This window comes from Nocardia sp. FBN12 (assembly GCF_054031145.1).
Map to the genome: position 1 here is coordinate 3,757,869 of NZ_CM132926.1, position 25,968 is coordinate 3,783,836.

At 68.6% G+C, this 25,968-nt stretch carries 29 protein-coding genes; 14 read left to right on the forward strand and 15 right to left on the reverse strand.

What is annotated here, in order from left to right; translation table 11 throughout:
• Nucleotides 1-29 precede the first annotated feature (29 nt).
• Nucleotides 30-2,027 carry an APC family permease gene (locus tag ACWZHB_RS18060; protein WP_427903052.1) on the reverse strand — a complete coding sequence of 666 codons (1,998 nt, stop codon included), beginning with the start codon at nucleotides 2,025-2,027 and terminating at the stop codon, nucleotides 30-32.
• A gap of 172 nt (nucleotides 2,028-2,199) precedes the next feature.
• On the opposite strand from ACWZHB_RS18060, the gene ACWZHB_RS18065 reads away from it, so the two are divergent.
• Entirely contained in the window at nucleotides 2,200-2,865 is a 666-nt protein-coding gene (locus ACWZHB_RS18065) for a potassium channel family protein (RefSeq protein ID WP_427903053.1), read from the forward strand.
• A gap of 4 nt (nucleotides 2,866-2,869) precedes the next feature.
• Nucleotides 2,870-3,541, forward strand: coding sequence for a potassium channel family protein (locus tag ACWZHB_RS18070; protein ID WP_427903054.1), 672 nt, complete (start codon nucleotides 2,870-2,872; stop codon nucleotides 3,539-3,541).
• 4 nt (nucleotides 3,542-3,545) lie between these two features.
• Here ACWZHB_RS18070 and ACWZHB_RS18075 read toward each other — a convergent pair whose 3' ends face one another.
• The 3 genes from ACWZHB_RS18075 to ACWZHB_RS18085 all read right to left on the reverse strand — a co-directional run bounded on the left by ACWZHB_RS18075 (nucleotide 3,546) and on the right by ACWZHB_RS18085 (nucleotide 5,474).
• On the reverse strand, nucleotides 3,546-4,190 hold the full coding sequence (locus ACWZHB_RS18075) for a sigma-70 family RNA polymerase sigma factor (RefSeq protein WP_427909200.1): 645 nt from the start codon (nucleotides 4,188-4,190) through the stop codon (nucleotides 3,546-3,548).
• A 126-nt stretch (nucleotides 4,191-4,316) separates the two neighbouring features.
• The gene (locus ACWZHB_RS18080; RefSeq protein WP_427903055.1) at nucleotides 4,317-5,063 is read right to left on the reverse strand and encodes a DUF3159 domain-containing protein; all 747 of its coding nucleotides are present in this window, start codon (nucleotides 5,061-5,063) and stop codon (nucleotides 4,317-4,319) included.
• Between the two features lie 3 nt (nucleotides 5,064-5,066).
• Nucleotides 5,067-5,474 carry an OB-fold nucleic acid binding domain-containing protein gene (locus tag ACWZHB_RS18085; RefSeq protein ID WP_266290985.1) on the reverse strand — a complete coding sequence of 136 codons (408 nt, stop codon included), beginning with the start codon at nucleotides 5,472-5,474 and terminating at the stop codon, nucleotides 5,067-5,069.
• Between the two features lie 74 nt (nucleotides 5,475-5,548).
• Here ACWZHB_RS18085 and ACWZHB_RS18090 point away from each other — a divergent pair, with 74 nt between their 5' ends.
• Complete coding sequence (locus ACWZHB_RS18090; protein WP_427903056.1) at nucleotides 5,549-6,313, forward strand: alpha/beta fold hydrolase; 765 nt, start codon at nucleotides 5,549-5,551, stop codon at nucleotides 6,311-6,313.
• A gap of 118 nt (nucleotides 6,314-6,431) precedes the next feature.
• Here the strand turns inward: ACWZHB_RS18090 and ACWZHB_RS18095 are convergent, their stop codons facing one another.
• Both ACWZHB_RS18095 and dut read right to left on the reverse strand, forming a co-directional pair.
• Complete coding sequence (locus ACWZHB_RS18095) at nucleotides 6,432-7,361, reverse strand: DUF3710 domain-containing protein (RefSeq protein WP_427909201.1); 930 nt, start codon at nucleotides 7,359-7,361, stop codon at nucleotides 6,432-6,434.
• Between the two features lie 5 nt (nucleotides 7,362-7,366).
• The gene (gene dut / locus ACWZHB_RS18100; RefSeq protein ID WP_427903057.1) at nucleotides 7,367-7,837 is read right to left on the reverse strand and encodes a dUTP diphosphatase; all 471 of its coding nucleotides are present in this window, start codon (nucleotides 7,835-7,837) and stop codon (nucleotides 7,367-7,369) included.
• Between the two features lie 72 nt (nucleotides 7,838-7,909).
• Here dut and ACWZHB_RS18105 point away from each other — a divergent pair, with 72 nt between their 5' ends.
• The gene (locus tag ACWZHB_RS18105) at nucleotides 7,910-8,446 is read left to right on the forward strand and encodes a DUF3093 domain-containing protein (protein WP_427903058.1); all 537 of its coding nucleotides are present in this window, start codon (nucleotides 7,910-7,912) and stop codon (nucleotides 8,444-8,446) included.
• Nucleotides 8,447-8,522: 76 nt separating this feature from the next.
• Here the strand turns inward: ACWZHB_RS18105 and ACWZHB_RS18110 are convergent, their stop codons facing one another.
• Complete coding sequence (locus tag ACWZHB_RS18110; protein ID WP_056811237.1) at nucleotides 8,523-8,825, reverse strand: DUF4193 domain-containing protein; 303 nt, start codon at nucleotides 8,823-8,825, stop codon at nucleotides 8,523-8,525.
• 375 nt (nucleotides 8,826-9,200) lie between these two features.
• On the opposite strand from ACWZHB_RS18110, the gene cei reads away from it, so the two are divergent.
• Nucleotides 9,201-9,884: an envelope integrity protein Cei gene (cei, locus tag ACWZHB_RS18115; RefSeq protein ID WP_427903059.1), complete on the forward strand. Its 684-nt coding sequence runs from the start codon at nucleotides 9,201-9,203 to the stop codon at nucleotides 9,882-9,884.
• Between the two features lie 118 nt (nucleotides 9,885-10,002).
• Here cei and ACWZHB_RS18120 read toward each other — a convergent pair whose 3' ends face one another.
• Nucleotides 10,003-10,902 (reverse strand): inositol monophosphatase family protein, encoded by a 900-nt coding sequence (locus tag ACWZHB_RS18120; RefSeq protein ID WP_427903060.1) that lies wholly within the window; start codon nucleotides 10,900-10,902, stop codon nucleotides 10,003-10,005.
• Nucleotides 10,903-11,010: 108 nt separating this feature from the next.
• Between ACWZHB_RS18120 and ppgK the strand changes: the two genes are divergently transcribed.
• The 3 genes from ppgK to ACWZHB_RS18135 all read left to right on the forward strand — a co-directional run bounded on the left by ppgK (nucleotide 11,011) and on the right by ACWZHB_RS18135 (nucleotide 14,519).
• Nucleotides 11,011-11,769: a polyphosphate--glucose phosphotransferase gene (gene ppgK / locus ACWZHB_RS18125; protein ID WP_427903061.1), complete on the forward strand. Its 759-nt coding sequence runs from the start codon at nucleotides 11,011-11,013 to the stop codon at nucleotides 11,767-11,769.
• A 246-nt stretch (nucleotides 11,770-12,015) separates the two neighbouring features.
• Nucleotides 12,016-13,389, forward strand: a complete 1,374-nt coding sequence (locus tag ACWZHB_RS18130) for an RNA polymerase sigma factor (RefSeq protein WP_427903062.1) — start codon at nucleotides 12,016-12,018, stop codon at nucleotides 13,387-13,389.
• 248 nt (nucleotides 13,390-13,637) lie between these two features.
• Nucleotides 13,638-14,519 (forward strand): MHYT domain-containing protein, encoded by an 882-nt coding sequence (locus tag ACWZHB_RS18135; RefSeq protein WP_427903063.1) that lies wholly within the window; start codon nucleotides 13,638-13,640, stop codon nucleotides 14,517-14,519.
• Here the strand turns inward: ACWZHB_RS18135 and ACWZHB_RS18140 are convergent, their stop codons facing one another.
• The 3 genes from ACWZHB_RS18140 to ACWZHB_RS18150 are packed head-to-tail and all read right to left on the reverse strand — an operon-like array spanning nucleotide 14,520 to nucleotide 16,596.
• Complete coding sequence (locus tag ACWZHB_RS18140) at nucleotides 14,520-15,698, reverse strand: cation:proton antiporter (RefSeq protein WP_427903064.1); 1,179 nt, start codon at nucleotides 15,696-15,698, stop codon at nucleotides 14,520-14,522. It abuts the gene before it with no gap.
• 6 nt (nucleotides 15,699-15,704) lie between these two features.
• Nucleotides 15,705-16,187, reverse strand: coding sequence for a cation:proton antiporter regulatory subunit (locus tag ACWZHB_RS18145; RefSeq protein WP_266291003.1), 483 nt, complete (start codon nucleotides 16,185-16,187; stop codon nucleotides 15,705-15,707).
• A gap of 37 nt (nucleotides 16,188-16,224) precedes the next feature.
• Nucleotides 16,225-16,596, reverse strand: a complete 372-nt coding sequence (locus tag ACWZHB_RS18150; RefSeq protein WP_427903065.1) for a DUF952 domain-containing protein — start codon at nucleotides 16,594-16,596, stop codon at nucleotides 16,225-16,227.
• Between the two features lie 404 nt (nucleotides 16,597-17,000).
• Between ACWZHB_RS18150 and ACWZHB_RS18155 the strand changes: the two genes are divergently transcribed.
• Entirely contained in the window at nucleotides 17,001-17,195 is a 195-nt protein-coding gene (locus tag ACWZHB_RS18155) for a DUF7455 domain-containing protein (RefSeq protein WP_266291007.1), read from the forward strand.
• 101 nt (nucleotides 17,196-17,296) lie between these two features.
• On the opposite strand, the gene ACWZHB_RS18160 is transcribed toward ACWZHB_RS18155, so the two are convergent.
• The gene (locus tag ACWZHB_RS18160) at nucleotides 17,297-18,040 is read right to left on the reverse strand and encodes a TetR/AcrR family transcriptional regulator (RefSeq protein ID WP_427903066.1); all 744 of its coding nucleotides are present in this window, start codon (nucleotides 18,038-18,040) and stop codon (nucleotides 17,297-17,299) included.
• Nucleotides 18,041-18,172: 132 nt separating this feature from the next.
• Between ACWZHB_RS18160 and ACWZHB_RS18165 the strand changes: the two genes are divergently transcribed.
• Nucleotides 18,173-19,975, forward strand: coding sequence for a DEAD/DEAH box helicase (locus ACWZHB_RS18165; RefSeq protein WP_427909202.1), 1,803 nt, complete (start codon nucleotides 18,173-18,175; stop codon nucleotides 19,973-19,975).
• Nucleotides 19,975-20,523 (forward strand): hypothetical protein, encoded by a 549-nt coding sequence (locus tag ACWZHB_RS18170; protein WP_427903067.1) that lies wholly within the window; start codon nucleotides 19,975-19,977, stop codon nucleotides 20,521-20,523. Before ACWZHB_RS18165 ends, ACWZHB_RS18170 begins: the two co-directional genes overlap by 1 nt.
• Before the next feature lie 95 nt (nucleotides 20,524-20,618).
• Here ACWZHB_RS18170 and ACWZHB_RS18175 read toward each other — a convergent pair whose 3' ends face one another.
• A complete protein-coding gene (locus tag ACWZHB_RS18175; RefSeq protein WP_427903068.1) occupies nucleotides 20,619-21,356 on the reverse strand; it encodes an SDR family NAD(P)-dependent oxidoreductase in 738 nt (245 codons plus the stop codon).
• Between the two features lie 161 nt (nucleotides 21,357-21,517).
• Here ACWZHB_RS18175 and ACWZHB_RS18180 point away from each other — a divergent pair, with 161 nt between their 5' ends.
• Nucleotides 21,518-22,120, forward strand: coding sequence for a TetR/AcrR family transcriptional regulator (locus ACWZHB_RS18180; RefSeq protein WP_427903069.1), 603 nt, complete (start codon nucleotides 21,518-21,520; stop codon nucleotides 22,118-22,120).
• 24 nt (nucleotides 22,121-22,144) lie between these two features.
• On the opposite strand, the gene ACWZHB_RS18185 is transcribed toward ACWZHB_RS18180, so the two are convergent.
• Nucleotides 22,145-23,824, reverse strand: coding sequence for a DEAD/DEAH box helicase (locus ACWZHB_RS18185; RefSeq protein ID WP_427909203.1), 1,680 nt, complete (start codon nucleotides 23,822-23,824; stop codon nucleotides 22,145-22,147).
• A gap of 236 nt (nucleotides 23,825-24,060) precedes the next feature.
• On the opposite strand from ACWZHB_RS18185, the gene ACWZHB_RS18190 reads away from it, so the two are divergent.
• Nucleotides 24,061-25,215 (forward strand): YihY/virulence factor BrkB family protein, encoded by a 1,155-nt coding sequence (locus ACWZHB_RS18190; RefSeq protein ID WP_427903070.1) that lies wholly within the window; start codon nucleotides 24,061-24,063, stop codon nucleotides 25,213-25,215.
• Here ACWZHB_RS18190 and ACWZHB_RS18195 read toward each other — a convergent pair.
• Nucleotides 25,185-25,424, reverse strand: a complete 240-nt coding sequence (locus ACWZHB_RS18195) for a DUF3039 domain-containing protein (RefSeq protein WP_056815556.1) — start codon at nucleotides 25,422-25,424, stop codon at nucleotides 25,185-25,187. The two genes, ACWZHB_RS18190 and ACWZHB_RS18195, sit on opposite strands and share 31 nt — an antisense overlap.
• A 143-nt stretch (nucleotides 25,425-25,567) precedes the next feature.
• Between ACWZHB_RS18195 and ACWZHB_RS18200 the strand changes: the two genes are divergently transcribed.
• The gene (locus ACWZHB_RS18200; RefSeq protein WP_427909204.1) at nucleotides 25,568-25,924 is read left to right on the forward strand and encodes a DUF3099 domain-containing protein; all 357 of its coding nucleotides are present in this window, start codon (nucleotides 25,568-25,570) and stop codon (nucleotides 25,922-25,924) included.
• The last annotated feature ends 44 nt before the right edge of the window (nucleotides 25,925-25,968 follow it).

Sequence of the window (25,968 nt, forward strand, 5' to 3'; positions counted from 1 at the left end):
CCCACTCTCACCCTCGACCGGCGCCCCGCTCATTCGCGAGTGCCTGGTCGTTCGAAACCTCGGCGCACCGAACCCGGCGCGTTCCCTTCGACCGCCTGCTTGGCCCTGGTGGAGGAGCTGAGCTGCCACGGCACGCTCGTCACCATCACACCCGGCTCGAACAACAGCCTGCCCTTCAACCGCAGCGCGGACTGGTTGTGCAGCACCTGCTCCCACCAGTGTCCGACCACGTATTCGGGGATGAACACGGTGACCACGTCGCGCGGTGCGTTCTTGCGCACCCGCTTGACGTATTCGAGCACGGGCTTGGTGATCTCGCGGTAGGGCGATTCGATCACCTTCAGCGGGACGTTGATCTCGCTGTTCTCCCACTCGCGCACCAGCTTGCGGGTGTCGGCGTCGTCGACGTTGACCGTCACCGCTTCGAGGGTGTCCGGGCGGGTCGCGCGGGCGTAGGCCAGCGCGCGACGGGTCGGCAGGTGCAGTTTGGAGACCAGCACCAGGGAGTGGGTGCGACTGGGCAGCACCCCGTCCCAGTCGGATTCGTCGAGTTCGCGCGAGACCGAGTCGTAGTGCCGGTGGATCATCTTCATCACGACGAAGATCGCCACCATCACCATGATCGCGATCCAGGCACCGGCGAAGAACTTGGTGACCAGCACGATCACGAGCACGGTGCCGGTCGCGGCGAGACCGACCGCGTTGATCGCCCGCGACCGTTTCATCTGCCTGCGCTGTGCCGGGTCGGTCTCGGTGCGCAACAGGCGCGTCCAGTGCCGCAGCATGCCGGTCTGGCTCAGCACGAACGACACGAACACACCGACGATGTAGAGCTGGATGAGCTTGGACACCTCGGCGTCGAAGATCACCACGAACGCGATCGCCGCGCCCGACAGGAACAGGATGCCGTTGGAGAAGGCCAACCGGTCGCCGCGGGTGTGCAGCTGGCGGGGCAGGTAGCGGTCCTGCGCCAGGATCGAACCGAGTACGGGGAAACCGTTGAACGCGGTATTGGCGGCCAGCACGAGGATCAGCGCGGTGACGATGGTGACGAAGAAGAAGCCGATCGGGAAGCCATGGAACACCGCTTCGGCGATCTGCGCGATCAGCGTCTTCTGGTGGTAGTCGGCGGGCGCGCCGACCAGGTTCGCGGGGTCGTGGGCGTACACGACACGGATCTTCTGGGCCAGGATGATGATGCCCATCAGCAGCACGATCGCGATCGAACCCAGCAGCAGCAGGGTGGTCGCGGCATTGCGCGACTTGGGTTTACGGAACGCGGGCACACCGTTGCTGATGGCCTCGACACCGGTGAGCGCCGCACAGCCGGAGGAGAAGGCGCGCGCGATCAGGAAGGCGAAGGCCAGGCCGTAGAGGTGCTCGTCCTCGGCATTGAGCCCGAAACCGGCGGACTCGGCCTGGATGTCGTCACCGAGCACATAGGTGCGGAACAGCCCCCAGACCAGCATCGCGCCCATTCCGACGATGAACGCGTAGGTCGGAATCGCGAAGGCGGTACCGGATTCACGCACGCCGCGCAGGTTGATCGCGGTCAGGATCACGATCGCGACCACCGCGAACAACACCTTGTGCGTAGCGACGAACGGTATGGCCGAACCGATGTTCGACGCCGCCGAGGAGATCGAGACCGCCACGGTGAGCACATAGTCGACCAGCAGCGCGCTGCCGACCGTCAATCCCGCGTTGGGGCCGAGGTTCTTCGTCGCTACCTCGTAATCACCGCCACCGGACGGGTACGCGTGCACGTTCTGCCGGTAGCTGGCGACGACCACCGCCATCACGAACGCGACAGCCAAGCCGACCCAAGGCGCGTATACATAGGCGGAGATGCCCGCGGCCGACAGCACCAGGAAGATTTCCTCCGGCGCGTAGGCGACCGATGACATCGCATCGGAGGCGAACACGGGTAGAGCGATACGCTTGGGCAGCAGCGTGTGGCCGAGCGTATCGCTACGGAACGGCCTGCCCAGCAGCAGACGTTTGGCTGCTGTCGTCAACTTGGACACCGGGCTGAGCATAGAGGAGTTCACCAGTACCTTCGCACGCACGCTCACGGGCGTCACGGCGATGTCGCAGATTGTTTGTCCCGCGTCGGCGCGGGGAAAATGGGCGATGGGAGCATCCGGCGGGTACGGTCCTTGCCGGACGCCACGGGTAGGCCAGGAACGAGGGTGCACGGTGTACGTAGTGATCATGGGGTGCGGGCGAGTCGGCTCGTCGCTGGCGCGTGCGCTGACCCGGGTGGGTCACGAGGTCACGGTCATCGACCGCGATCCCAGCGCGTTCCGCCGCCTCGGCGAGGGGTTCACCGGGCAGGAGGTGATCGGCGTCGGGTTCGACCGTGATGTGCTGACCCGCGCCGGGATCGAACGCGCCGACGCGTTCGCCGCGGTGAGTTCCGGTGACAACTCCAACATCATCTCGGCCCGGGTGGCCAGGGAGATGTTCGGCGTCGAACGTGTCGTCGCTCGCATCTACGACGCCAAGCGCGCCGAGGTGTACGAACGGCTCGGCATCCCGACTATCGCGACCGTCCCGTGGACCACCGACCGGTTCCTGCGCACCCTGATCGGCGACAACTCGACCACCACCTGGCGCGACCCCACCGGCGCGGTCGCGGTGACCCAGCTGACCCTGCACGAGGACTGGTCCGGCCGTACGGTGCGCGACCTGGAACGCGATCTGCAGGTGCGCGTCGCGTTCATCCTGCGCTTCGGCCAGGGCCTGCTCCCCGATTCCAAGACGATCGTCCAGGCCGACGACGTCGTCTACGTCGCGGCCACGTCCGGCACGGTCGGCGAGGCGATCGCCTTGGCCGCCAAGGCCCCACTGAGCGAGGACTGAACACATGAAGGTCGCCATCGCCGGCGCGGGTGCGGTCGGGCGCTCGATCGCCAGGGAACTACTGCGCGGCGGACACCGGGTGATGCTGCTCGAACGCCAGCTCGATCACATCGACCCGGCCGCCATCCCCGACGCCGTCTGGGTGCACGCCGACGCCTGCGAGCTGTCGCTGCTGGAGAACGCCGATCTCGAGACCTACGAGGTGGTGATCGCCGCCACCGGCGACGACAAGGCGAATCTGGTGCACGCGCTGCTCGCCAAGACCGAGTTCGGCGTACGCCGGGTGGTGGCGCGGGTGAATGATCCGCGCAACGAATGGCTGTTCAACGAGGCGTGGGGCGTCGATGTCGCCGTGTCGACGCCGCGCCTGCTCGCCTCGCTCGTCGAGGAGGCCGTGTCGGTCGGCGATCTGGTGCGGCTGATGACGCTGCGGCAGGGGCAGGCCAACCTGGTCGAGATCACCCTGCCCGCCGACACCCAGCTGGCGGGCAAACCGGTGCGAACGTTGAAGATGCCGCGCGATACCGCGCTGGTGACGATCCTGCGCGGCGGCCGGGTGATCGTGCCGCAGCCCGACGATCCGTTCGAGGGTGAGGACGAACTGCTGTTCGTCACCTCGGTGGAGGCCGAAGAGGACCTGCGGCTCACCCTGGCCACCCACGGCGTGAAGCCCTGAGTCCTTACGCCACTTTCAGTTCCGCGCGCAGCTTGTTGAGCGCGCGGTGCTGCATCACCCGGACCACTCCGGGGCTGGTGCCGATGGCCTCGGCGGTCTGCGCCGCGCTCCAGCCGAGCACGATCCGCATCATCAGCACCTCACGGTGATTCGGGGCGAGGACCTTCATCAATTCGAGGGTGGCGGCGCGGCGTTCGAAGGCCAGCGCCCATTCCTCCGGGCCCGCCGACGTGCTCGCGGTGTCGGGCACCTCGGCCGTCGGGTACGCGGTGTGCTTGCCGCGGCGGAACGCGTCGGAGACCTTGTTGGCGGCGATGCCGTAGACGAACGCCAGGAACGACTTGCCCTGATCGCGGTAGCGCGGGATCGCGTTCACGATGGCGATCAGCACTTCCTGGGTGACGTCGTCGGCGGTGACGGTGAGGTGGCCGGTGGCGCCCATGCGGGCCGCGCAGTACCGGCGGACCAGCGGGTGCACCAGGCGCAGGATCTCGGCGACGGCGTCGCGATCACCGCGGGCGGCCGGGCCGACCAGCGCGTCGAGTTCGGCGCCGATGCGCTTGCTCTCCGACAGCACGGGCGCCGGGGTCTTGGCGGTGTCGCGTCGGGGTGCGGCGGCCGGTCGCTCGTCTCGGTGCTCGGTTGCCATCATGGTCGCCGTCCCTTTCACGATCTTCGCGTATTTCCTACGCATTGATCGTGCGACGAACGAGCGGCCGCGACCAGACACCCCAGGGTGGGTACTTCCCCACCTCCGGCGGCGCGCTACCCACCCTTACGCGGGCACGGATTCCGTTCCGGCACCGGACTTGTCGGTCTTTTCGGCGGGCAGGTGCCCGGCCTTGCGGACCGCCCACACGGTGACCACAAGGGCGACCGCGGTGAGCGGCCAGCCCATGCCGATGCGGGCCACGGCCAGCCAGGTGGTGTGGTCGGTGTCGTAGAGCTGCGACTGCACCAGGTAGCGGGCGCCGAAGACGACCACCCACACCACGGTGGCCAGGTCGTAGAGCTTGCGGATGCGCTTGTCGGTACGCCAGCGGTGACCGTGGCCGTTGAGCGCGCCCCAGATCACCCCGACGAGTGGGCGGCGCAACAGGATCGACAGCGCGAACACGCCCGCGTACACCAGGCTGGTGTAGATGCCGAACAGGAAGAAGCCTTTGGCCTCCCCCACCCGCTGGGCGATGAGCGCGCACAGGCCGACGCCGAGGAAGCCGGAGATCGCGGGCTGAATCGGGCTGCGCTGCACGAGTCGCCAGATCAGGATGGCGGCGGCGACACCGAGGGCGGCCCAGATGGCTACGGTGAGATTGGTGAAGGAGTTCACCGGAACGAACACCAACACGGGCAGGGTGGAGTAGATCAGGCCGCTGAAGCCGCCGAGCTGCTCGAGCAAGGTCTGTTCGGCCTTGCCGACCTCGGCGTCGACTTCCGGGTCCACCGTCTCATCGGTGACCACGGGCAACGCCACGGTGGCTTCGGGGTCCGCGGCAGTGCGGTACTCGTCGCTGGAGGGCATACGTCAGCTGTTCCCGCGCAATTCGTAGTAGGGGTTGAAGATCACCTTGCGGCCGTCGCGGTCACCCACGCGGCCACGGACCAGGATGCGCCTGCCCGGTTCGATACCGGGAATGCGCCTGCGCCCGATCCACACCAGGGTGATGGCGTCGGTGCCGTCGAAGAACTCGGCCTGCACGCTGGCACCGGCCGCCTTCGGACACGCCTCGACACTGCGGAGCCTGCCCAGAATGGTCGCCTCCTCACCGCGACAGCAATCCTTGGCCCGCCGGGCACCGGAGGCATCGGCCGTCTCCGCCAATTCCTCGGCGTCGAGCTGGTCGATATCGGCGGTGAGGCGGCGGCCGAGTCGTCGAAAATATCCTGAATCCGGGCCCGATCCCGACTTGTGTCCGCCCGTGGATGACGACATGGCACGCTTCTCCCGCTAGTTGGCCGTACACCGCCACTGTAGATGGGCAAACGCCCGGCCGCTACGCTCGGTCGGTGTTGCGCACCCCACCCCAGGTCACCGTGGTCGCCCTGCCGGGAACCGGCTCCGACGCCGATTTCGCGGCCCGCGCGTTCGGGCCTGCCGCCCACGCGCGCGGACTCACGTTCCACGCTGTCGAACCGGACCCGCAGGCCGTGATCGGGAGCTGTATCGCGGCTTTGGACGCTGCCGCGGCACGCGGTCCGGTCCTGGCCGCGGGCATCTCCCTCGGCGCCGCGATCGCACTCGACTGGGCAGCCGAGCACCGCACCGCGGTTGTCGGTGTCGTTACAGCATTACCCGCCTGGACGGGCGCCGAAACCGCCACCTGCCCAGCGGCATTGAGCGCCTCGGTTACCGCCGGGCAACTGCGTGCCGACGGGCTGGACGCGGTGATCGAGCGGATGCGGGCATCGAGTCCGCGGTGGCTCGCCGACGCGCTCACCCAGTCGTGGCGCGGCCAGTGGCCACACCTGCCCGCGGCGCTGGACGAGGCCGCCGCCTACGCGTGGCCGTCGCCGGAGGAATTGGCCGGCAACGAAGTGCCGGTCGCGGTGGTCGGCGCGAGTGACGACCCGGTGCACCCGATCGCTGTCGCGGAGGAATGGGCGGCAACATTGCCGTCGGCCCGACTACACCGGGTAACGCTCGCCGAGCTGGGCGCCGACCCGGCGATACTCGGACACGCCGGTTTCACAGAGTTGAGCGCGTTGCTAGCGACGACCGCACCGGCAACGGAAAACCCTGCAGGACAACTGATCTCGCGAGTACACGGGTAACTCGCCGGGCAACCGACACCAGAACCACCCCGACCGCAGGCCCGGTCACCAACTGAACCCGCCTCCCCACGACCGGCAAAGTCGCGGAGAGGCGGGACCGTTCAGTTCAGGCCTAGTTTCAGTTGAGGCCCAGTTGCTGCATTGCCGAACCGTCGGCGCCGCGGCGTGGCTCGTCCGGCAGTTTCGGTGGGAGGGCCGACGGAGGCGGGGCGGCGGCCGCGGCCGCTTGGGCCTCAAGCGCGTCCTGATGGGCCTGGACCTGCTGCTGGTGGGCGGCGGCCAGCTGTTCGGCCAGCTCTTGGGGCAGGACCACCGGGAGCGGGTCACGCACCGGGAGCGGGTCGGTGCCGCGGCGAACCACGGCGTCGGCCAGCACCGCGCGGGCCGCGGTGATCAGCGGGCTGCGCTCGTCCACCGCCCCCGACGGGCCTGCGGCGACCAGCCGGATCATCCAGCGCGGACCGTCGACACCGATGAAACGCAGATCGGCGCCGTCGGTGAGCGCCTTGACCTCGCGACCCCAGGGACCCTTCTCCACGGCGACCCGCGCACCGTCGCCGCGCAGCGATTCGGCCAGATCGGCGGCGACCGTGCGCCACTGCCCGGCCGACTTCGGTGCCGCGTACGCGGCCACGGTGAGCCTGCCCTGCACGGGCGCGACGCCCGGCGACGCGGCGAACTGGATGGCCAGGTGCACCGCCTGCGGCGTGCCGTCCGGGCTCATTTCCACCTGCAACTGCCCACCCTCCGGCACCGGGATCACCACCGATCCCAGATCGAGGCGCCGCGCGATCATCTCGTCGGACACCTCGCTGATGTCGTACGGACCGGCGAGGGCATCCGGTGCGTGGTCGAAGTTCCCGTAGATGCGCTCGTCGGTCGGGGCGTCGTCGAAATCGAGGCGGGCGAAGTCGGGGCGCACGAACTCGTCGGTGTCGTACTCGTCGGAGTCGGCGTCCAGGTCGTAGTCCGCCTCGTCGTAGGCCACCTCGTCGTATTCGACGTAGTCGGCGTCGTCGTCACGCGCGCGCTTCTTCTTACCGAACAGACCCATCACGCCTCCTTGCCGGCCAGGCTGGCATGCCCGCCGCTCGACCCGTACCCGCCGGTGCCGCGGGCGGTGTCGTCGAGATCGTCGACCTCGGCGAAATCGACCAACTCGACCCGCTGCACCAGCAACTGCGCGATGCGGTCACCGCGACGCAACTCGATGGCGGTGCGCGGGTCGTGGTTGATCAGGCACACCTTGATCTCACCGCGGTAGCCCGCGTCGACCGTGCCCGGCGTGTTGACCACCGACAGGCCGGCCTTCGCGGCCAAGCCGGACCGGGGGTGGATCAAGCCGACCGTGCCCATCGGCAGCGCGATCGCGATCCCGGTGCCGACCAGCACCCGCTCGCCCGGTTCGATGATCACATCCTCGGTGGTACAGAGGTCGACGCCCGCGTCACCCGGATGGGCACGCGTCGGCACAGGGAGGCCGGGATCGAGCCGCCGCAGCGGAATCGGTGCAAGTGCGTTCACATCGGTCGAGACTACGCGCTCGACCCCGGACCTTCTCGTCGCGACCCTGGCGCGGTGACCTAGTGTTGAGGGGTGCCCGACCAGCCCCATTCCTCGACGACCGATACCGCAGACACCGACCATCGCGCGCCGAGCGCGCAGGGTCCGTCGCCCTACTCCGAACGGCTCTGGGTGCCGCTGTGGTGGTGGCCGGTCGGCTTCGCGATCGCGGGACTACTGGCGGCCGAGATCCACATGGGCGCGCCGGGGTTGCGGGCCTGGCTGCCGTATGTGTTGCTGGCGCCGGTCCCGGTCTGGATTCTGTTGTGGATGAGCAGGCATCGCCTGGATGTCACGGTGGCCGACGACGGTACGGCGGAACTGCGCGTCGACCGCGCCCACCTGCCGGTGAGCTTCGTCGCGCGCGCCGCGGCCGTCGCGCCGACGGCCAAGAGTGCGGCGCTGGGCCGACAACTCGACCCCGCCGCCTATGTGCAGCACCGGGCCTGGATCCGCCCGATGGCATTGCTGGTTCTGGACGACCCGGACGACCCGACGCCGTACTGGTTGGTCAGTACGCGTAGGCCGGACCGGGTCTTGGCCGCGCTCGGACTCCCGAGCGCGGGCTGACCCTTCCTCGCTGATCCCTTCCCGGATCAGTTCGCGCAGTCCCCGCTGCTACAGGGCGCTGCGCACTGCCCTGCTTCTAGAGCGCGCAGTCCATGCAGATGAGCTGTCCACCCTTTTCGGTGGCCAGTCGGCTGCGATGATGCACGAGGAAACAGCTCGAGCAGGTGAACTCGTCCGCCTGCTTCGGGACCACCCGAACGCTGAGTACCTCGTCGGACAGGTCCGCGCCGGGAAGCTCGAACGATTCCGCTGTATCGGATTCGTCGATGTCCACGACGGCGGACTGCGCCTCGTTGCGGCGGGCCTTCAGCTCCTCGAGCGAATCCTCCGACACCTCGTCGGATTCGGTGCGCCGCGGTGCGTCATAGTCGGTTGCCATGTCGTCTTCCCCTCAGTCCTTACTCCGTATATCCCGGATCAGTCGATTGCCGTAACCCCGCAGGGGTCCGGCGTTCGTACCGCCCCGCCGGTGGTGCACCTCACACGTGCACCGGTCGTCTATCAGGTTCGATCGTCTGGCGATCAACTCCGACAGCGTTCGGTAAACGCAGGACATGCCCTTGTTGTTCCCGCGACCGACCACCGTTTCACCGGTAAATATTCGATCTGGGCGGCCAGACAATAGCGGACGAACGGGAGAAAGTCGCAATCAAACCCGCGCCGTGCCGAAACCGACGGCGAATCGTCACCTGCTGGGAAACTCGCCGAGACCTCCCCGACTCGCGCACGGCCGCGAGACTCGTAGAGTGAGCGCGTGGTTTCACTGATCACCGAAGGCAGCGCGACTGATCGCGACGGCAAACCCTTTCCGCGGCGGCGGCCCGAGCTCTGGCTCGCGCTCGTCCTCGTGCTGGCTCTGGTGAGCCTGTTCGTCTGGATCACGGCGTTCCGAACCCGTGACGACAGCAACGAACCGATGGCGTGCAACGCGCCGAGCACGCCGACGGCCACCAACGCGGCGCAACCCGCGGCGCTGGGCACCCGGGTGGGTCCGACGCGGCTCGAAGAGGTCGACCCGGCGGCCCTGTCGGAGTCCAAGGTGCGGGTGTTCAACGCCAACGGCAAGAGCGGACAGGCGGGCAACATCGCCTCGGCACTGGCCGACCTCGGCTTCGCCGGCGCGCCGGGGACACAGGTCGGTAACGATCCGGTCTATGTCAGCGGCGACCTCACCTGCACCGGGCAGATCCGCTTCGGCGTGAACGGCCGGCCGGCCGCCGCCTCGGTCCAGCTGGTCGCGCCGTGCGCCGAGCTGATCGAGGATCCGCGCACCGACGACACCGTCGACCTGGTCCTCGGGCAAGCGTTCGGCGAATCCCTTCGCCCCGGCGCCGACGCCGAGGCGGTGCTCCGGTCGCTGAAGAACCTGGCCCCCGGCGCCAGCTCGTCCTCGATCGACCCGGAACTCCTCGACGCCGCGCGCGAAGTGAAGTGCTGAGCTATCGGCGGCCGGCGCCGCGGGTTTTCGGCCTGTTCCCTTGATCTTCCCTCCCGGCGGGCACTCCTTCGTCGCACCCTCTGGTCAGTCCAGATCAAGGCGGCCGAAACCTGGAATCTCAGTCCGGCAAGGCTGTCGGCGCGCCGACGCGGTCGAGTAGGTCGTTGAGGTCCTTGGCGATGCCGGGGGCCGCGACGACCGTCAGTTCGCCCGCGGCGCCGCCGACGGTGACCGGCGGGACGTGGACGACCGCGCCCGCTTCGGCGGCGATGAGGGCGCCCGCGGCCCAGTCCCACGCGTTGAGGCCGTGCTCGTAGTACGCCTCCAGCCTGCCCGCGGCGACGTGGCACAGATCCATGGCGGCGGCGCCGAGGCGGCGGATGTCGCGGATCCGCGGAAGGATCTCGGTGAGCAGCTCGGCCTGCCGGGCCCGGCGCGCGCTGCCGTAGGCGAAACCGGTGGCTACCAGGGCCACCGAGAGCGCGTCCTCGCTGCTGCAGCGCAGTGGCACGCGGGTGCCGTCCGGGCGCACAGCGTGGGAACCAGCGCCCAGTGCGGCGCTGTAGGTGGTCGCGGCGGCCACGTCGACCACGGCGCCCGCCACCGGCTTGCCATCGATCACCGCGCCCACCGACACGGCGTAGCCGGGCAGCCCGTAGAGGAAATTCACCGTGCCGTCGATCGGGTCGACGACCCAGGTGACGGTGCCAGGGGTGGTGGCGCCGACATCGCCGCCACCCTCCTCGCCCAGGATGGCGTCGGCGGGCCTGCGCTCGGCGAGCAGCCCACGGATCAACTGTTCGGATTCGGTGTCGACGATGGTGACCGGATCGGTGACGTGCCCCTTGGTGGCCACGGCACCCTCGAGCGGTCCGTCGGCGGCGAACACCTCGGGCCTGCGGGCACGAACATGCGCGGCGGCCGCCTCGGCGAGCTCGACGGCCAGGCGCCGCAATTGCTCGTAATCGGCGGATGTGATGGGGGCGGTTGCGTTCTCGGGCTCGGTGTATTCGGGCACGTACCCATCGCATCACATGTCGTGGCGCCTCGCTCGAGGGGTGACTACCGCTACTCTGCTCCGTGGTGTCTGTCAGACACATCGACCGCGTCAGCAAGGGGTTGAACCATGTCCACTCGGGGGCACGCATTCGGGATCGATATCGGCGGTAGCGGAGTGAAGGGCGCCGAGGTCGATCTGGCCACCGGTCTGCTCACCCACGACCGCATCAAGATCGCGACGCCGCAGCCGTCAACGCCCGCCGCCGTCGCCGCGGCGGTGACCGAACTGGTGACACAGGCAGGCTGGGAGGGTCCGGTCGGCATCACGATGCCGTGCGTGGTGCTCGACGGTCACGCCAGAACCGCGGCCAACATCGACCAGGCCTGGATCGGCACCGACGCCCGCGCGTTGTTCGCGAAGGCGCTCGGCGGGCGGTCGGTCACGGTGCTCAACGACGCCGACGCCGCGGGCCTTGCCGAGGACTCCTACGGCACCGCGCGCGACCTCAACGGGCTGACGCTGCTGCTCACCTTCGGCACCGGCATCGGCTCCGCGCTGCTCTACAACGGCGTGCTGGTACCCAACTCCGAGCTCGGCCATCTCAAGATCGACGGCGTCGACGCCGAGGATCTGGCCGCGGCCTCGGTCAAGGACAACGAGGACCTCACCTACCCGGATTGGGCACAGCGGGTGAGTCGCGTGTTGCGTCACATGGAGGATCTGTTCTGGCCGCAGGTGATCGTGGCGGGTGGCGGGATCAGCCGTGATCACGAACAGTGGATTCCCTTGCTCACCAACCGAACTCCCGTGATTCCGGCCGTATTGAAGAACACCGCGGGTATCGTCGGCGCGGCGATGGCCATCGATGCGGGCATCGCGCCGTAGCCCCGCGCGGCGGGTGACGCAACGCCTGGGTGGCATCGTGCCATGAGTACCCTGGTTGGATCGTTACAATGGAACACGTCCGGCGGTGAGCCGGTGAAACCTTCCGGCCGCGGCCGGTCGCGAGAAGGTCGGTGAACGAGCGCCGACTTCCCCCGGCCGACGCATCGCCGGTGCAACCCGACCGACCGCTCCGCCGGAAAACCACTCTGGCGTGACGCCGCACGAGACCGTCACGAAAGGGCGTACGTGGTAGCCACGAATACCCGTCAGACCGCCGACTCGGCCTCCGACGCCGATGCCGACGACGCCGCGAATCCGGCCAAGAAGGCGCCGGCTAAAAAGGCCGCCGCCAAAAAGGCCCCGGCGAAGAAGGCCGTAGCCAAGAAGGCGCCGGCGAAGAAGGCTGCCGCCAAGAAGGCTCCGGCCAAGAAGACCGCCGCGAAGAAGGCGACCTCGGGCGAGGGCGGTGAAGAGCAGCTCGACGACGAGTCGGTCGAGGTCGACGATCTCGGTGATCTCGAAGTCGCCGAGGACGAACTCGTCGGCGAGGAAGTCGTCGTCGAAGACGTCGCCGAGGAGACCGCCGAGGTCGCCGAGACCGCGGAGCCGTCCGAGAAGGACAAGGCATCCGGCGATTTCGTCTGGGACGAGGAGGAGTCCGAAGCGCTGCGCCAAGCACGCAAGGACGCCGAACTCACCGCCTCCGCCGACTCGGTGCGCGCCTACCTCAAGCAGATCGGCAAGGTCGCGCTGCTCAACGCGGAGGAGGAGGTCGAACTCGCCAAGCGGATCGAGGCCGGCCTGTTCGCCGCGGAGAAGATGCGCGAGTTCGCCGAGGCGGGCGAGAAGCTCTCGGTCACCACGCGCCGCGATTTCAACTGGATCGTGCGCGACGGCAACCGGGCCAAGAACCACCTGCTCGAGGCCAACCTGCGACTGGTCGTCTCGCTGGCCAAGCGCTACACCGGCCGCGGCATGGCGTTCCTGGACCTCATCCAGGAAGGCAACCTGGGTCTGATCCGCGCGGTCGAGAAGTTCGACTACACCAAGGGTTACAAGTTCTCGACCTACGCCACGTGGTGGATCCGTCAGGCCATCACCCGCGCCATGGCCGACCAGGCCCGCACCATCCGTATCCCGGTGCACATGGTCGAAGTGATCAACAAGCTCGGCCGCATCCAGCGCGAGCTGCTCCAGGACCTGGGCCGCGAGCCCACGCCGGAGGAGCTCGCCAAGGAAATGGACATCACGCCGGAGAAGGTGCTGGAGATCCAGCAGTACGCGCGTGAGCCCATCTCCCTGGACCAGACCATCGGCGACGAGGGCGACAGCCAGCTCGGTGACTTCATCGAGGATTCCGAGGCGGTCGTCGCGGTCGACGCGGTGAGCTTCACCCTGCTGCAGGATCAGCTGCAGTCGGTGCTGGAGACGCTGTCCGAGCGTGAGGCGGGCGTGGTGCGGTTGCGCTTCGGCCTCACCGACGGTCAGCCGCGCACCCTCGACGAGATCGGCCAGGTCTACGGCGTCACGCGTGAGCGCATCCGCCAGATCGAGTCGAAGACGATGAGCAAGCTGCGCCACCCGAGCCGTTCGCAGGTTCTGCGCGACTACCTCGACTAGCGGTTACTCGACAACGAGGCCCGTACCACCCGATTCGGTGGTACGGGCCTCGTTGTCGTTTCGGCAACTACATTCCCAGCGGTCTGCTTTATCCATCAGTACGCCGGGGTAATCGTTTCGTGATCAACCCCACACTGTCGAATTGCACTGCGGAGGACCCGGATTGGCGATCTTCACCGTATTGTCACATCCAGTTTTTCGTTCTACCGCCTCAAGTCTGCGGTATCGGCATTGAGGGTTCTGCACGCGTGCTCGACATCTATCACTTCAGCTACGGCTGGATCACCCCTGTTCTCGCGTATTTCATGTCTGTCACCGGATGTCTGCTCGGGCTGCAGTGCGCGGCGCGCGGCCGTAACGCCACCGAGGGACGCGTCGGCTGGCTCATCGGTGCCGCGGTCGCGATCGGCGGAACCGGTATCTGGGTCATGCATTTCATCGCCATGCTCGGCTTCACCATCCGCGGCGCCGATATTCGCTACGACATCCCGTTGACGCTGTTCAGCGCGATCACGGCGATGGTGGTGGTCGGGATCGGGCTGTTCATGGTGAACAAGCCGCAGCCGACCCTGCGCTCGCTGCTCTCCGGTGGCGTGATCACCGGCCTCGGTGTCGGGACCATGCACTACACCGGCATGTACGCGATGCGCTCCAGCGCGATCGTGCGATACGACCCGGCGATCGTGACACTGTCGATGGTGATCGCGGTGGTGGCGTCGGTCGTGGCGCTGTGGTTCACGTTGCGCGTCAAGGGTTTTCTCGCCACCGTGGGCGCGGCGCTGATCATGGGCGTGGCCGTGTGCGGCATGCACTACACCGGGATGGCGGCGATGCACGCGCACAGCGGACATCAGATCGCGCCCGCGTCCGGTGCCGATGCGATGGAACTGCTGGCACCGCTGATCGGGGTGAGCAGCATCGTCACCATGCTCGTGTTGATCAGCGTGAGCCTGACCGAGATCGAGAACGAGGAGGCGCTGCCGCGCATGTGGCTGACCTCGCGGCATCGTCCGCGACCGCGACCGGCCGAGCCCCTACCGCCGGTCGCGCCGCCCGTGCAGCACGAGTACCGCACGGAGGAACTGAGTTACGACGGTGCGGGCGCCTGGCCGCGCCGGGTCGTGGACTGATCAGGTCGTCGCGACACCCGAACGGCGCCTGACGAATTCGACGACCGGCTCGACGACCCGCGCCGCGATCGGCCCGAGGATCGCCATCAGCAGGACATAGGCCGACGCGAGCGCGGCGAGTTTCGCGTCGGCTTTGCCGTAGGCGACCGCCAAACTGGCGATGACGATGGAGAATTCGCCGCGCGCCACCAGCGCCGCGCCCGCTCGCGCGCGACCCATCCGCCGGATGCCCTGGCGACTCGCCGCCCACCAGCCGACCGCGACCTTCGTGCCGGTGGTCACCACCGCCAGCGCGACCGCCCACCCGAACACCGGGGGGATCGCGGTCGGGTCGATCGACAGGCCGAACGCGACGAAGAAGATCGCGGCGAACAGATCACGCAGCGGTTCCAGGAGTTTCGCGGCTTCGTGCGCGGTGGAGCCCGAGATGGCGATACCGAGCAGGAACGCGCCGACCGCGGCCGAGACGTTGAGCGCCGAGGCCGCGCCTGCCACCAGCAGGGCGGCGCCGAGCAGTTGCAACAGGAACACTTCACGATCGGCACTGTCGAGCACCGCCGTGACGACCCGCCCGAAACGCAGCGCGACCACGAGCACCACCGTGACCGTCGCCAGCGCGATGGCCAGCGAGATCAGCCCGCTCAGCAGACTCAACCCCGCCAGCATCATGGTCAGGATCGGTAGGTACACCGCCATCGCGAGGTCTTCGAACACCAGGATCGACAGCACCACCGGGGTCTCGCGGTTACCGAGGCGGCCCAGATCGTCGAGCACCTTGGCCACGATCCCGGACGACGAGATGTAGGTGACCCCGCCCAGCACCACGGCGCCGAGCACGCCCCAGCCCAGGATCAGCGCGACCGCGACACCGGGGAGCGCGTTGGCCACCAGGTCGAGCACCCCGGCCCCCCAGGAGCGACGCAGCCCGGTCATCAGCTCGGGGGCGGTGTACTCGAGCCCGAGCAGCAACAGCAGCAGCACGACGCCGATCTCGCTCGCCATGTGCCCGAACTCGGTGGCGACGTCGAGCTCGATGAACCCGCCGCGCCCGAAGGCCAGTCCGCCCAGCAGGTACAGCGGAATCGGCGACATCCCGAACCGGCCTGCCACTCGCCCGCAGATCCCCAGTGCGAACAAGATCACGCCGAGCTCGAGCAGCGCCAAGGCCTGCGAGGTCACGGCGTCTCAGCCGTGCACGAGAATCTTCGCGGCCGCGTCGAGGCCGTCCGGGGTGCCGACGACCACGAGCAGATCGCCCTCGGTGAAGGTGAAGTCCGGGCCGGGTGAGGGGTGCAGCTGACCGGCGCGCATCACCGCGACGATCGAGGTCTTGGTGCGGGTGCGCATACCGGTCTCGCCGAGGGTGCGTCCCGCATAGGGTGATTCGTCGACGATGCCGAGCTGGCGGGTGGTGATACCCGGCAGGTCTCGGTGGTCGTCGTTGAGTTTGGCGACCAGTTGCGGCGCGCCGAGCAGGTTCGCCAGCACCGACGCCTCGTCGGTGGACAGCGGCACCTGGGCGGCGATCGCGTCGGGGTCGTCGGGTTTGGACACGATCAGGTCGATGTCGCCGTCGCGGTGGGCGACCACTCCGACGCGCCGGCCCGACCTGACTTCGAAATCCTTACGCACTCCGATGCCCGGTAGCGCTGTGACGTCGACGTTCACCTCATCAACAGTAGCCGCGCGCGGAGCCGATTGTGGTCTACGCCACTCCCTCCCGGCGCGGTGTGGTGAACACGCCGTCAGGACCGGGCAGGTACGGCTGCGCGGCCAGCACCGCGGCGACCGGCAGCGGGGCGTAGAGGTGCGGGAACAGCATCGACGACGGATCGCTCGGCACGCCCGGCTCCCACTTCACCGCACCGGTGAACGCCGTCGGGCCCAGCCACAGCACGACCAGGTCGACGCGCCCGGCGAAGAGCCGGTTGGCGGGCAGGTGGACCTGCTCCGGGGTGGACAGGTGCACGAAGCCGGCGTCGGCCAGCGACGGCGGCCTGCGTTCGCCCGCGCGGCGCGCGTCTTCCCATTCTTGGGAAGAACACAGGTGAACAAGCGTGTGAGTGTCGGATGTCACGGGTAATCTCCGGGTAGACAACAGGTTCGGACGGTCAAGACCCTGTCACAACTCGATGATGTTCGGCCCGGTTCGGTGGTTGCGCCCCGTGCGTAACGAGCAACACCGCAGCGAGCGACGTATCGGTGAGTATCAGGATCGAGTGGGAGGTGGCATCAGCGCTTCGCGGGTGATCGGTAGGTGCTCGAGAATGCCGGCCGGCGGGTGTTCGCTTTCAGCGAAACCGCAGGTCTGTTATCGAAAACACAAAGATTCACTTCCGGGAACAAAGCCTGAACCCCGAACGTCTGACAGAGTAGTCGTACCACTGCTGGGAAGTAGCGGATGCGAGCCTCGTGGAGTGACCACGGGGCCCACACCTAGGCGAACGGCCACGCAGTGCCGGGAGCCGGGACGGAGGAGTCATGCCAGGAACCCTGACCAGCACCCCACTGACCGCAGTTGATCGTTGCGATCGTTGCGGGGCGGCTGCCCGAGTGCGTGCAGTTCTTCCCGCGGGTGGCGAGTTGCTCTTCTGCCAGCACCACGCGAATGAACACATGGACCGTTTGCGCGAACTCGAAGCCGTCATAGACACCGACGCAGCGCCCGCGATCTGACTACTCCTCGCGTCCGAAACAACCACATCTGACAACAGAAAATCCCGGCAGCGGGCGACCTGGACAAGGTCGCCCGCTGTTGTCGTATCCGGGTCGCGCCCTCAGGCGTCGGCGAGGAGACCGTCGACGAGGGTGGCCACGCCGTAGTCGAAGGCGCCGTCCGGGTCAGCGGGGGCCTGGTAGTGCTCGCCGACCACGGTGCCGACCCGGCCGGCCAGGGGGAATTCGCCGGCGGGCATCACCTGGGCGAGCAACGGACCGTTCACCGCCCACCAGTCCGCGTCGCTCAGTTGAGCGGCGGCGCCCGCGGCGGCGACGGCGAGGCGGGCGTTGCCGGTCGCGAAGTCGGTGAGCACGGCGATCGCGCGATCCATGGCCAGATCGCTCAGGCCGACGCCCTCGATGGCGGTCAGTTGACGTTCGTAGCGGCGCATCCTGGCCGGACCGAGGACCTGGCGCCACGGGGAGACTTCGAGCAGCCAGGGATGTTCGATCAGTTCGGTCCTGATCTGGGTGGCGATGGCGATCATGCGTTCCCGGACGGGCAGGTCGGCCGGAATCGGGATGTCCGCGGCGACGGCGTCGACCATGAGCACGATCAGTGCGTCCTTGCTGGGGACATAGGTGTAGAGGCTCATCGCGCGCAGGCCGAGTTCCGTGGCGACCGCGCGGATCGTCAGCTTGTCGATGCCGTCCCGGTCGGCGAGGGTGATGCCCGCCGCGACCACGTCGTCGACGGTGAGGCCCGGTTTCGGGCCGCGCGTGCCCGGTTTGGCCGGGAGCGAGTGGCGCCACAGCAGTTCGAGGATCTGGGTGGCGTGCGCGGTCTTGTCGTCGGTCGGCACGGGTACCCCTGCCTTCTTTCTGGCACTCGGGAACAAACTCGGTACAGTGTACGTTATTCGTTTGCCCGCCGCCTCGATCGTCAGGAGAACGTTCTGCTCGCCATTCAGGCCACCTACCTGCCCGACCGTCACCTGTTCGCGCTGTGGACGTGGACCGGGCACGACGCCGGCCCCGCGCCGACGGGAATCGGCGATCCGGAACAGCTCGCCCTCGCGCTGCCCGTCGGCGAGCGTGGCGCGATCGAGCCCGTCGAGATAGCGACCGCCGTGGTGACAGCCGCCGAACTCGCGGACCTCACGATCGACGATCTCGCTCCGTCAGGCCTCGCCTGGCGGGCCCTGCTGGCCGCTCAGCCGACGCCCGGCGATATCGGCGCGCGTCAGCGGTCGAGCCGCCGGAGCGGGCAGGTCGAATCGCCCGGCGCGGCGACTGGACCACTGCCTGTCGCCGCGCATGCCGTGCCGGATGCGGTCGGGACCGCGATCGTGTCGGCCGAGCGGGCGGCGCGGGTGTTGCGCGAGACGCGGGCGCTCGATGGGGAGCTCGCGGGGGTTGTCGACGCCACCCTGCGGCCCTATCAGGTGCGTGGGGTGGGGTGGTTGCGCGAGACCGTTGCCGCGTACGGCGGGGCGGTGCTGGCCGACGAGATGGGTCTCGGGAAGACCGTGCAGACGATCGGGTTCCTGCAGGGGCGCGCGGACGGGCCACAGCTGGTGGTGTGTCCGACCTCGCTGGTGGGCAACTGGGTGCACGAGATCGAACGGTTCGCGCCGGGGTTGAAAGCGGTGTCGTGGCGTGGCGGCGCGGTGTCCGCGGGGGCCGGGACTGTGGTCGTCACCGGGTACCCGACGTTGCGGCTGCACGGGGCGGCGCTGACCGGTGAGCAGTGGGCGACCGTGGTGTTCGACGAGGCGCAGGCGCTGAAGAATCCGCGCACCCAGGTGTCGAAGGCGGCGCGCGCGTTGACCACCGACGCGAAGGTCGCGCTGACCGGAACGCCGGTGGAGAACCACCTCGACGAACTGTTCGCACTGCTCAATCTCACCGTGCCGCGACTGTTCGCGCATCGCACGCAGTTCCGGCGCCGGTTCGTCCGGCCGATCGAAGAGGGTTCGGCCACGGCGGCGGCCCGGCTGCGCGACGCGGTGGAGCCGGTTGTCCTGGGGCGCAAGAAACTTCAGGTGGCGGCGTCGCTGCCCGCGAAGATCCACAGTGATCTGCTGTGCGATCTGACCGCCGAGCAGGAGCGGGTGTACGACACGGTGCTCGCCGAGGCCCTCGACGAGGGCTTCGGTTCCGGCCTGCAACGACAGGGACGCGTGCTGGCCGCGCTGACCCACCTCAAGCAGGTGTGCAATCACCCCGGACTGGTCTCGGGTGACCTCGACGACATCGCGGGCCGCTCCGGCAAACTCGACCTCTGCACCGACATCGTGGCCACCAACCTCGACACCGGTGATCCCACGCTGATCTTCACCCAGTACCGCAAGACCGGCGACCTGCTGGCGCGGCACCTGACCGAACAGTTCGGGATCGAGGCGCCGTTCTTCCACGGCGGGCTCGACGCCACCCAGCGCGGCGACCTCGTCACCCGGTTCCAGGCGCCAGACGGCCCGCCGGTGCTGATCCTGAGCCTGCGCGCCGCGGGCACCGGCCTCACCCTCACCCGCGCGGCCGATGTGATCCACTTCGATCGCTGGTGGAATCCGGCCGTGGAGGCGCAGGCATCGGATCGGGCGCACCGGATCGGGCAGACCCGCACTGTCACCGTCACCACCTTGACCAGCGCCACCACGGTGGAGGAACACATCGCGGCGATGCACACCCGAAAGTCCGCCCTGACTGATCTGTCCGATGCCGCGGGCATCGCCGAACTGGCCCGCCTCGACGACGACGCCCTCGTCGACATCCTGCGCCGGAAGCGAGGGAACTGATGCCCGACAACGAATTCGGTTACACCCCATGGGGCATGGACTGGGTGCGCCTGGCCGAACCGCTGCGCCAGACCCGCCCGGAACCCCTGCTGCCCCGAGCCCGCAGCATCGCCCGCAACGACGGTGCGCGCCTCGAGATCGAGGGCCGAACTGTGCGCGCGCACCTGCATCGCGGCGGCCAGGCCTCGATCGCGCACGTCGAGGTGGCACCGCTGTCCCGGGCGGCGGTGACCGCGATCGGTCAGACGATCACCGACCCGACCGTGTTCACCGACGAGATGCACCGGGCACTGCTCGACGCCGGGCACTCCCCCGCGCCGACCCTGGTGAGCACCGATTGCTCCTGCTCGGCGCGGACCGCGCGCTGCGTGCACGTGTTCGCGACGCTGTACACGATCGCGCGCAGGGTCGACGAGAACCCGCGCGTCGCACTGGAATTGCAGGGGTACTTCGACACGACCGCCGAATCCGATGCGCCCGCGCCGGAGCAACGCTGGACTCCCCTGCACACCCTCGACCCGGCCGACTTCTTCGACGCCGTCCACTAGTCGACCGGCCGACGAGATGTGCTGCGCAAGGGACATCCGCGAGACCTGCCGTGCCGAAGCCGGCAGGTGCACAGAGATCGTGATGCGCCCGCCGCTCAGGCGTTGGTACCGCCGTCGACGGTGAGGATCGCGCCGGTGATCGACCGGCCCGACGGGCCCGCGAGGAAGGCGACCAGATCGGCCACATCGGCGGCGGCACCGAAACGGCCCAGCGCGTTGAACTCTCGTTGGGTCGGGGCGTGCCCGCTGTCGGCGGGGTTCATGTCGGTGTCGGTCGGGCCGGGCTGGACGAGGTTGACGGTGATGCCGCGCGGACCCAGTTCGCGCGCAAGGGCTTTGGTGAAACCATTGAGAGCCGACTTGCTCAGGTTGTACAGCGACAGTCCGCCGAAGAGCGCGCGTTCGGACAGGTTGGAGCCGATGGAGATGATCCGGCCACCGTCACCGAGATACGGCAGGGCGGCCTGGCCAGCGACGAAGGCGGCGCGGGCGTGGATGTTCAGCGCGCGGTCGATCTCGTCGAGGGTGAACTCCTCGTAGGGCTTGGCCGGGAAGATGCCCGCATTGTTCACGAGCACATCGAGACCGCCCAGTTCCCGCGCGGTCCGTTCCACGGCGGCGACGACCTGCGCGGCGTCGGCGCTGTCGGCCATGATCGGCAGCGCCCGCCTGCCCAGCGCCTCGATCTCGGACGCGACCGCCTTGGCGGCGACCTCGTCGCGCTGATAGGTGAACGCCACATCGGTGCCCGCGGCGGCCAGCGCGCGGGCGATGGCCGCGCCGATCCCGCGGCTCGCGCCGGTCACCATGGCCACGGTGTTGCTGCTCGTCATCAGGCTCGCTCCAATTTTGTAGTGGTCGATACATAAATAGACGAGCGCATGCGCGGCACTCCGTCAAGAGTTTCTTAACGATCGGTACAGAATTGGTCGGCGGCTGCCGCGACCATCGGCACACGCGGTATATTTACCGATCGGCACAGAAAGGTTTCCCGATGGCAGAACGCGGCCGCCCACGCGGTTTCGACCGTGACATCGCCCTGCGCCGCGCGATGGAAGTGTTCTGGGAACTCGGCTACGACAGCGCCTCGATGAGCGATCTCACCACCGCCATGGGCATCAACTCCCCCAGCCTCTACGCCGCGTTCGGCGACAAGGAGGCCCTGTTCCGCGCCGCCGTCGAGCTCTACGGCCGCAGCGAGGGTTCACACACGGCCAGGGCGCTACGCGAGCAACCCACCGCCTACGCCGCGGTCGAGGCCATGCTGCGCGACAATATCGCCACCTACACCGATCCCGGCGTGCCGAACGGCTGCATGGTGGTGCTCGCGGGCGCGACCTACGCCACCCGCACCGCGTCGGTCCGCGAATTCCTGGCCGAAGCCCGCCGCCGCACCACCGCCGACATCCGCGACCGCCTCGACCGTGGCGTCGTCGAGGGCGACCTCGCGCCCGGCACCGAAACAGCGTCGCTCGCAATGCTGTACAGCACTGTGCTGTACGGGCTGTCGATCCAGGCCAGAGACGGCGTCAGCCCCGACGAGCTGAGTGCCGCCGTCGACAGTGCCATGCAGACACTCGCCGCCGCGACACGCTAGGCGACGCAGCTTCGGTCGGATCTCTCAGAGTCGGCGCAGGGCGGCGATACGTTCGCCCAACTGGTCGACACTCGCCAAGGCCGTTGGCGGACCACCACACTCGCGGCGCAGCTCGCCGTGGATCACGCCGTGCGGCTTGCCGGTGCGGTGGTGGTGCATCGCGACGAGGCTGTTGAGTTCGCGGCGCAGCTCGCCCAGCTTGTCGGAGGTGGCGACGCGCTCGGCGACGGGCGCGACCTGCGGGGCGGACTCCTGGGCGGCGCTGCGGTCGGCGAGCTGGCGGGTCTGCCGGTCGCGCAGCAGCGCGCGCATCTGGTCGGCGTCGAGCAGACCGGGGATGCCCAGGTAGTCGGCTTCCTCGTCGCTGCCCGCGATGGTGGCGGTGCCGAAGGAGGAGCCGTCGTAGATCACCTGGTCGAGTTCGGCGTCGGCGGCCAGTGCCACGAAGGATTTCTCGTCCTCGCCGGGCTCGTCCTTGGCCTTGTTCGCGTCCATCAGGAGCTCGTCGTCGAGGCCGTCCTTCTCGCGATGCGGCTTGCCGATGACGTGATCGCGCTGCAATTCGAGCTGGGCGGCCAGATCCAGCAGCACCGGCACCGACGGCAGGAACACGCTCGCGGTCTCGCCCGGTTTGCGGGCACGCACGAAACGGCCGATGGCCTGCGCGAAGTACAACGGGGTCGACGCGCTGGTGGCGTAGACGCCCACGGCGAGGCGCGGCACGTCGACACCTTCGGACACCATGCGCACCGCCACCATCCACGGCTGGGTGCCCTTGCCGAACTCACCGATCCGCTGCGAGGACTGGGGGTCGTCGGACAGCACCACCGTTGGCCGCTCACCACAGATGTGTTCGAGCAGTTCGGCGTAGTCGCGGGCCCGTTCCTGGTCGGTGGCGATCACCAGCCCGCCCGCGTCGGGCATGCCGGAGGCGCGCAGCTGACGCAGCCGCATGTCCGCCGCGCGCAACACCGCCGAGATCCAGTCGCCCGCCGGGTCGAGAGCCGTGCGCCAGGCCCGTGCGGTGTGCTCGGCGCTGAGCGGCTCGCCGAGGCGGGCGGTGTGTTCCTCGCCCGCGCTGTCGCGCCAGTGCGCGTCACCGGAGTAGGCCAGGAACACCACCGGACGCACGACGCCGTCGGCGAGGGCGTCGGCGTAGCCGTAGGAGTGGTCGGCGCGCGAGCGCGGGAATCCACCTTCGTCGGGCTCGTAGGTGACGAACGGGATCTTCGAATCGTCACTGCGGAACGGGGTTCCGGTCAGCGCGAGCCGGCGCGTCGCGTCGCCGAACGCCTCCTCGGTGGCCTCGCCCCAGGTCTTGGCGTCACCCGCGTGGTGGATCTCGTCGAGAATCACCAGCGTGCGCCGGTTCTCGGTACGCACCCGGTGCCGAGTGGGGTGGGCGGCAACCTGCGCATAGGTCACCACGACGCCGTGATAATCGCCGGAGGTCGCGCCGGTGGAATTGGAGAAGCGCGAGTCGAGCTGGATGCCGGTGCGCGCGGCCGCGGCGGACCACTGGTGCTTGAGGTGTTCGGTCGGGGCGACGACGGTTATCTGGTCCACCGTCCGATCGGCCAGCAACTCCGCGGCAACCCGCAGCGCGAAGGTGGTCTTACCGGCGCCGGGCGTCGCGACCGCGAGGAAGTCGCGCGGCTTGGTGGCCAGGTACTTCGTCAACGCGCGACGCTGCCAGGCGCGCAAGGAACCCGACGGGGCACCTCCCGCGGCAGTCTCGCCCGGTGTCCCCGCTTGCTTCGCCGTAGCGGCGCCACCCGACCCAGTCACGCAGACGACCCTAGCCGCCCGATGCGGCGTGTCGCCAAACCGACGCGGGGTGGGCGACAGGCATCACAGCCGCACCCGTGGTCACCGGCCATTTACCTGTTACCCGCCGACACGATGCCCAGCCCGCACCACGCCGACCACCGTCGTGGGGGATGCTTGACCACGAGATGAGCAACGACCAGGTCCCGGCTGCCGACGCGACGCACCAACCGCAGGCGCTCGCGCCCGGCGACGCGCCCGCCTGCCCCACCAGCGGTGCGCACGCCGCCCCGCAACGTCACAGCGATCGACCGTGGTGGGCCCGGTGGCTGTCGACGGCATGGCGACTGGTGGCCCGGGTCGCGGTGAAGTGCTGGGACAACTCGATCTTCGACAAGTCCGCGGCCGCGGCGTTCTGGCAGACCCTGTCGCTGGCACCGCTGCTGCTCGGCCTGCTCGGCAGCCTCGGCTATGTGGGCGGGTTGTTCGGGCCCGACACCCTGCAGATCGTCGAGAGCAAGATCATCGCGTTCAGCCGCGAGTTCTTCAGCCCGTCGGTGGTCTCCGATCTGATCGAACCGACGGTCGACGACGTGCTCGGCAAGGGTCGCGGCGCGGTGGTGTCGGTGGGCTTCGTGCTGTCGCTGTGGGCCGGATCCTCGGCGATGGCCACCTTCGTCGACGCCATCGTGGCGGCGCACGGGCAGCAGGATGCCCGGCATCCGATCTGGCAGCGGATCTTCGCGCTGTTGCTGTACGTGCAGTTCCTGGTGGCCGCGGTGCTGATCCTGCCGGTGATCGCGCTGGGACCGACCCGGATCGGGCGGGTACTGCCCGACGCGTGGCGCGAGCCCGGCTTGCGGCTGATCGATGGGTTCTACTACCCGATCGTCGGTGTGCTGCTGATCGTCGGGCTGACCACGCTCTACAAGCTGGCCCTGCACAAATCGCTGCCGTGGCATCGGCTCTTCGGCGGCGCGCTGGTGGCCGGGGTGTTCTTCCTGGCGGCCAGCGACCTGCTGCGCCGGTATCTGTCCTGGATCTCCGAGACCGGGGTGAGTTACGGCGCGCTGGCCACCCCTATCGCGTTCCTGCTGTTCACGTACTTTCTCGGCTTCGCGGTGATCCTCGGTGCGGAGTTCAACGCCGCCGTGCAGGAGTTCTGGCCCGCCCGAGCCACCCGGATCGAGCAGGTCAAAGATTGGATCACCAGCCAGGTGCGCGGTGACGACGACGAGCACGACGACATCGCCGGGGCCTCACCCGAGACACCGGCGTCACCTACCGAGCGATCGGCTCAGTCGCCGTCTTTGCGCAAGCCCTCGTAGACCTTCTTGCAGTCCGGGCACACGGGCGAGCCGGGCTTGGCCGAACGCGTCACCGGGAAGACCTCGCCGCACAGGGCGACGACCATCGTGCCCATCACGGCACTCTCGGCGATCCGGTCCTTCTTCACGTAATGGAAGAATTTGGGGGTGTCGTCGCTGGTCGTCTCGTCGGTCGTGGTTTCCGGGCGTACCAGAGTGTCTGTACTCACGCCTTCCATGATGCCGCATCCCCCGCCCGGTCCGCTGACCAGCCGCGTGTGCGCTCGACGACGCCGGGTGGAAGACTTGCGGTATGCAGTCCTACGGCGATGCCTCCAGCGCCGACGAACCGAAGCCGGACCCGGACGTGACCATGCCCGCCGAGCCCACGCCCTCGCGTGGGTTCTTCCGGCCCGCCGCCGCCGAACACGCGGTGCTGATCACCGAGGCCGCGCCCTCGCTCGACGACCAGCATCGCGCCAGGGTGCGCCGCTACACGTTCATCATGGCCTTCCGGATCCCCTGCCTGATCCTGGCCGCGATCGCCTACAGCGCGTTCGAGAACCCGCTGCTCTCGATCCTGATCATCGCCGCCTCGGTGCCGCTGCCGTGGATCGCGGTGCTGATCGCCAACGACCGGCCGCCGCGCACCAAGGACGAACCCAGCCGCTGGGACGGCCGCGCGAACCAGATCGCGCTGGAATCCGGGCAGCACAAGACGCTCGAGTAGGCAGTCGGCGCCGCGGGTGCTGTCGCACCCTTCACGCGGTCCGG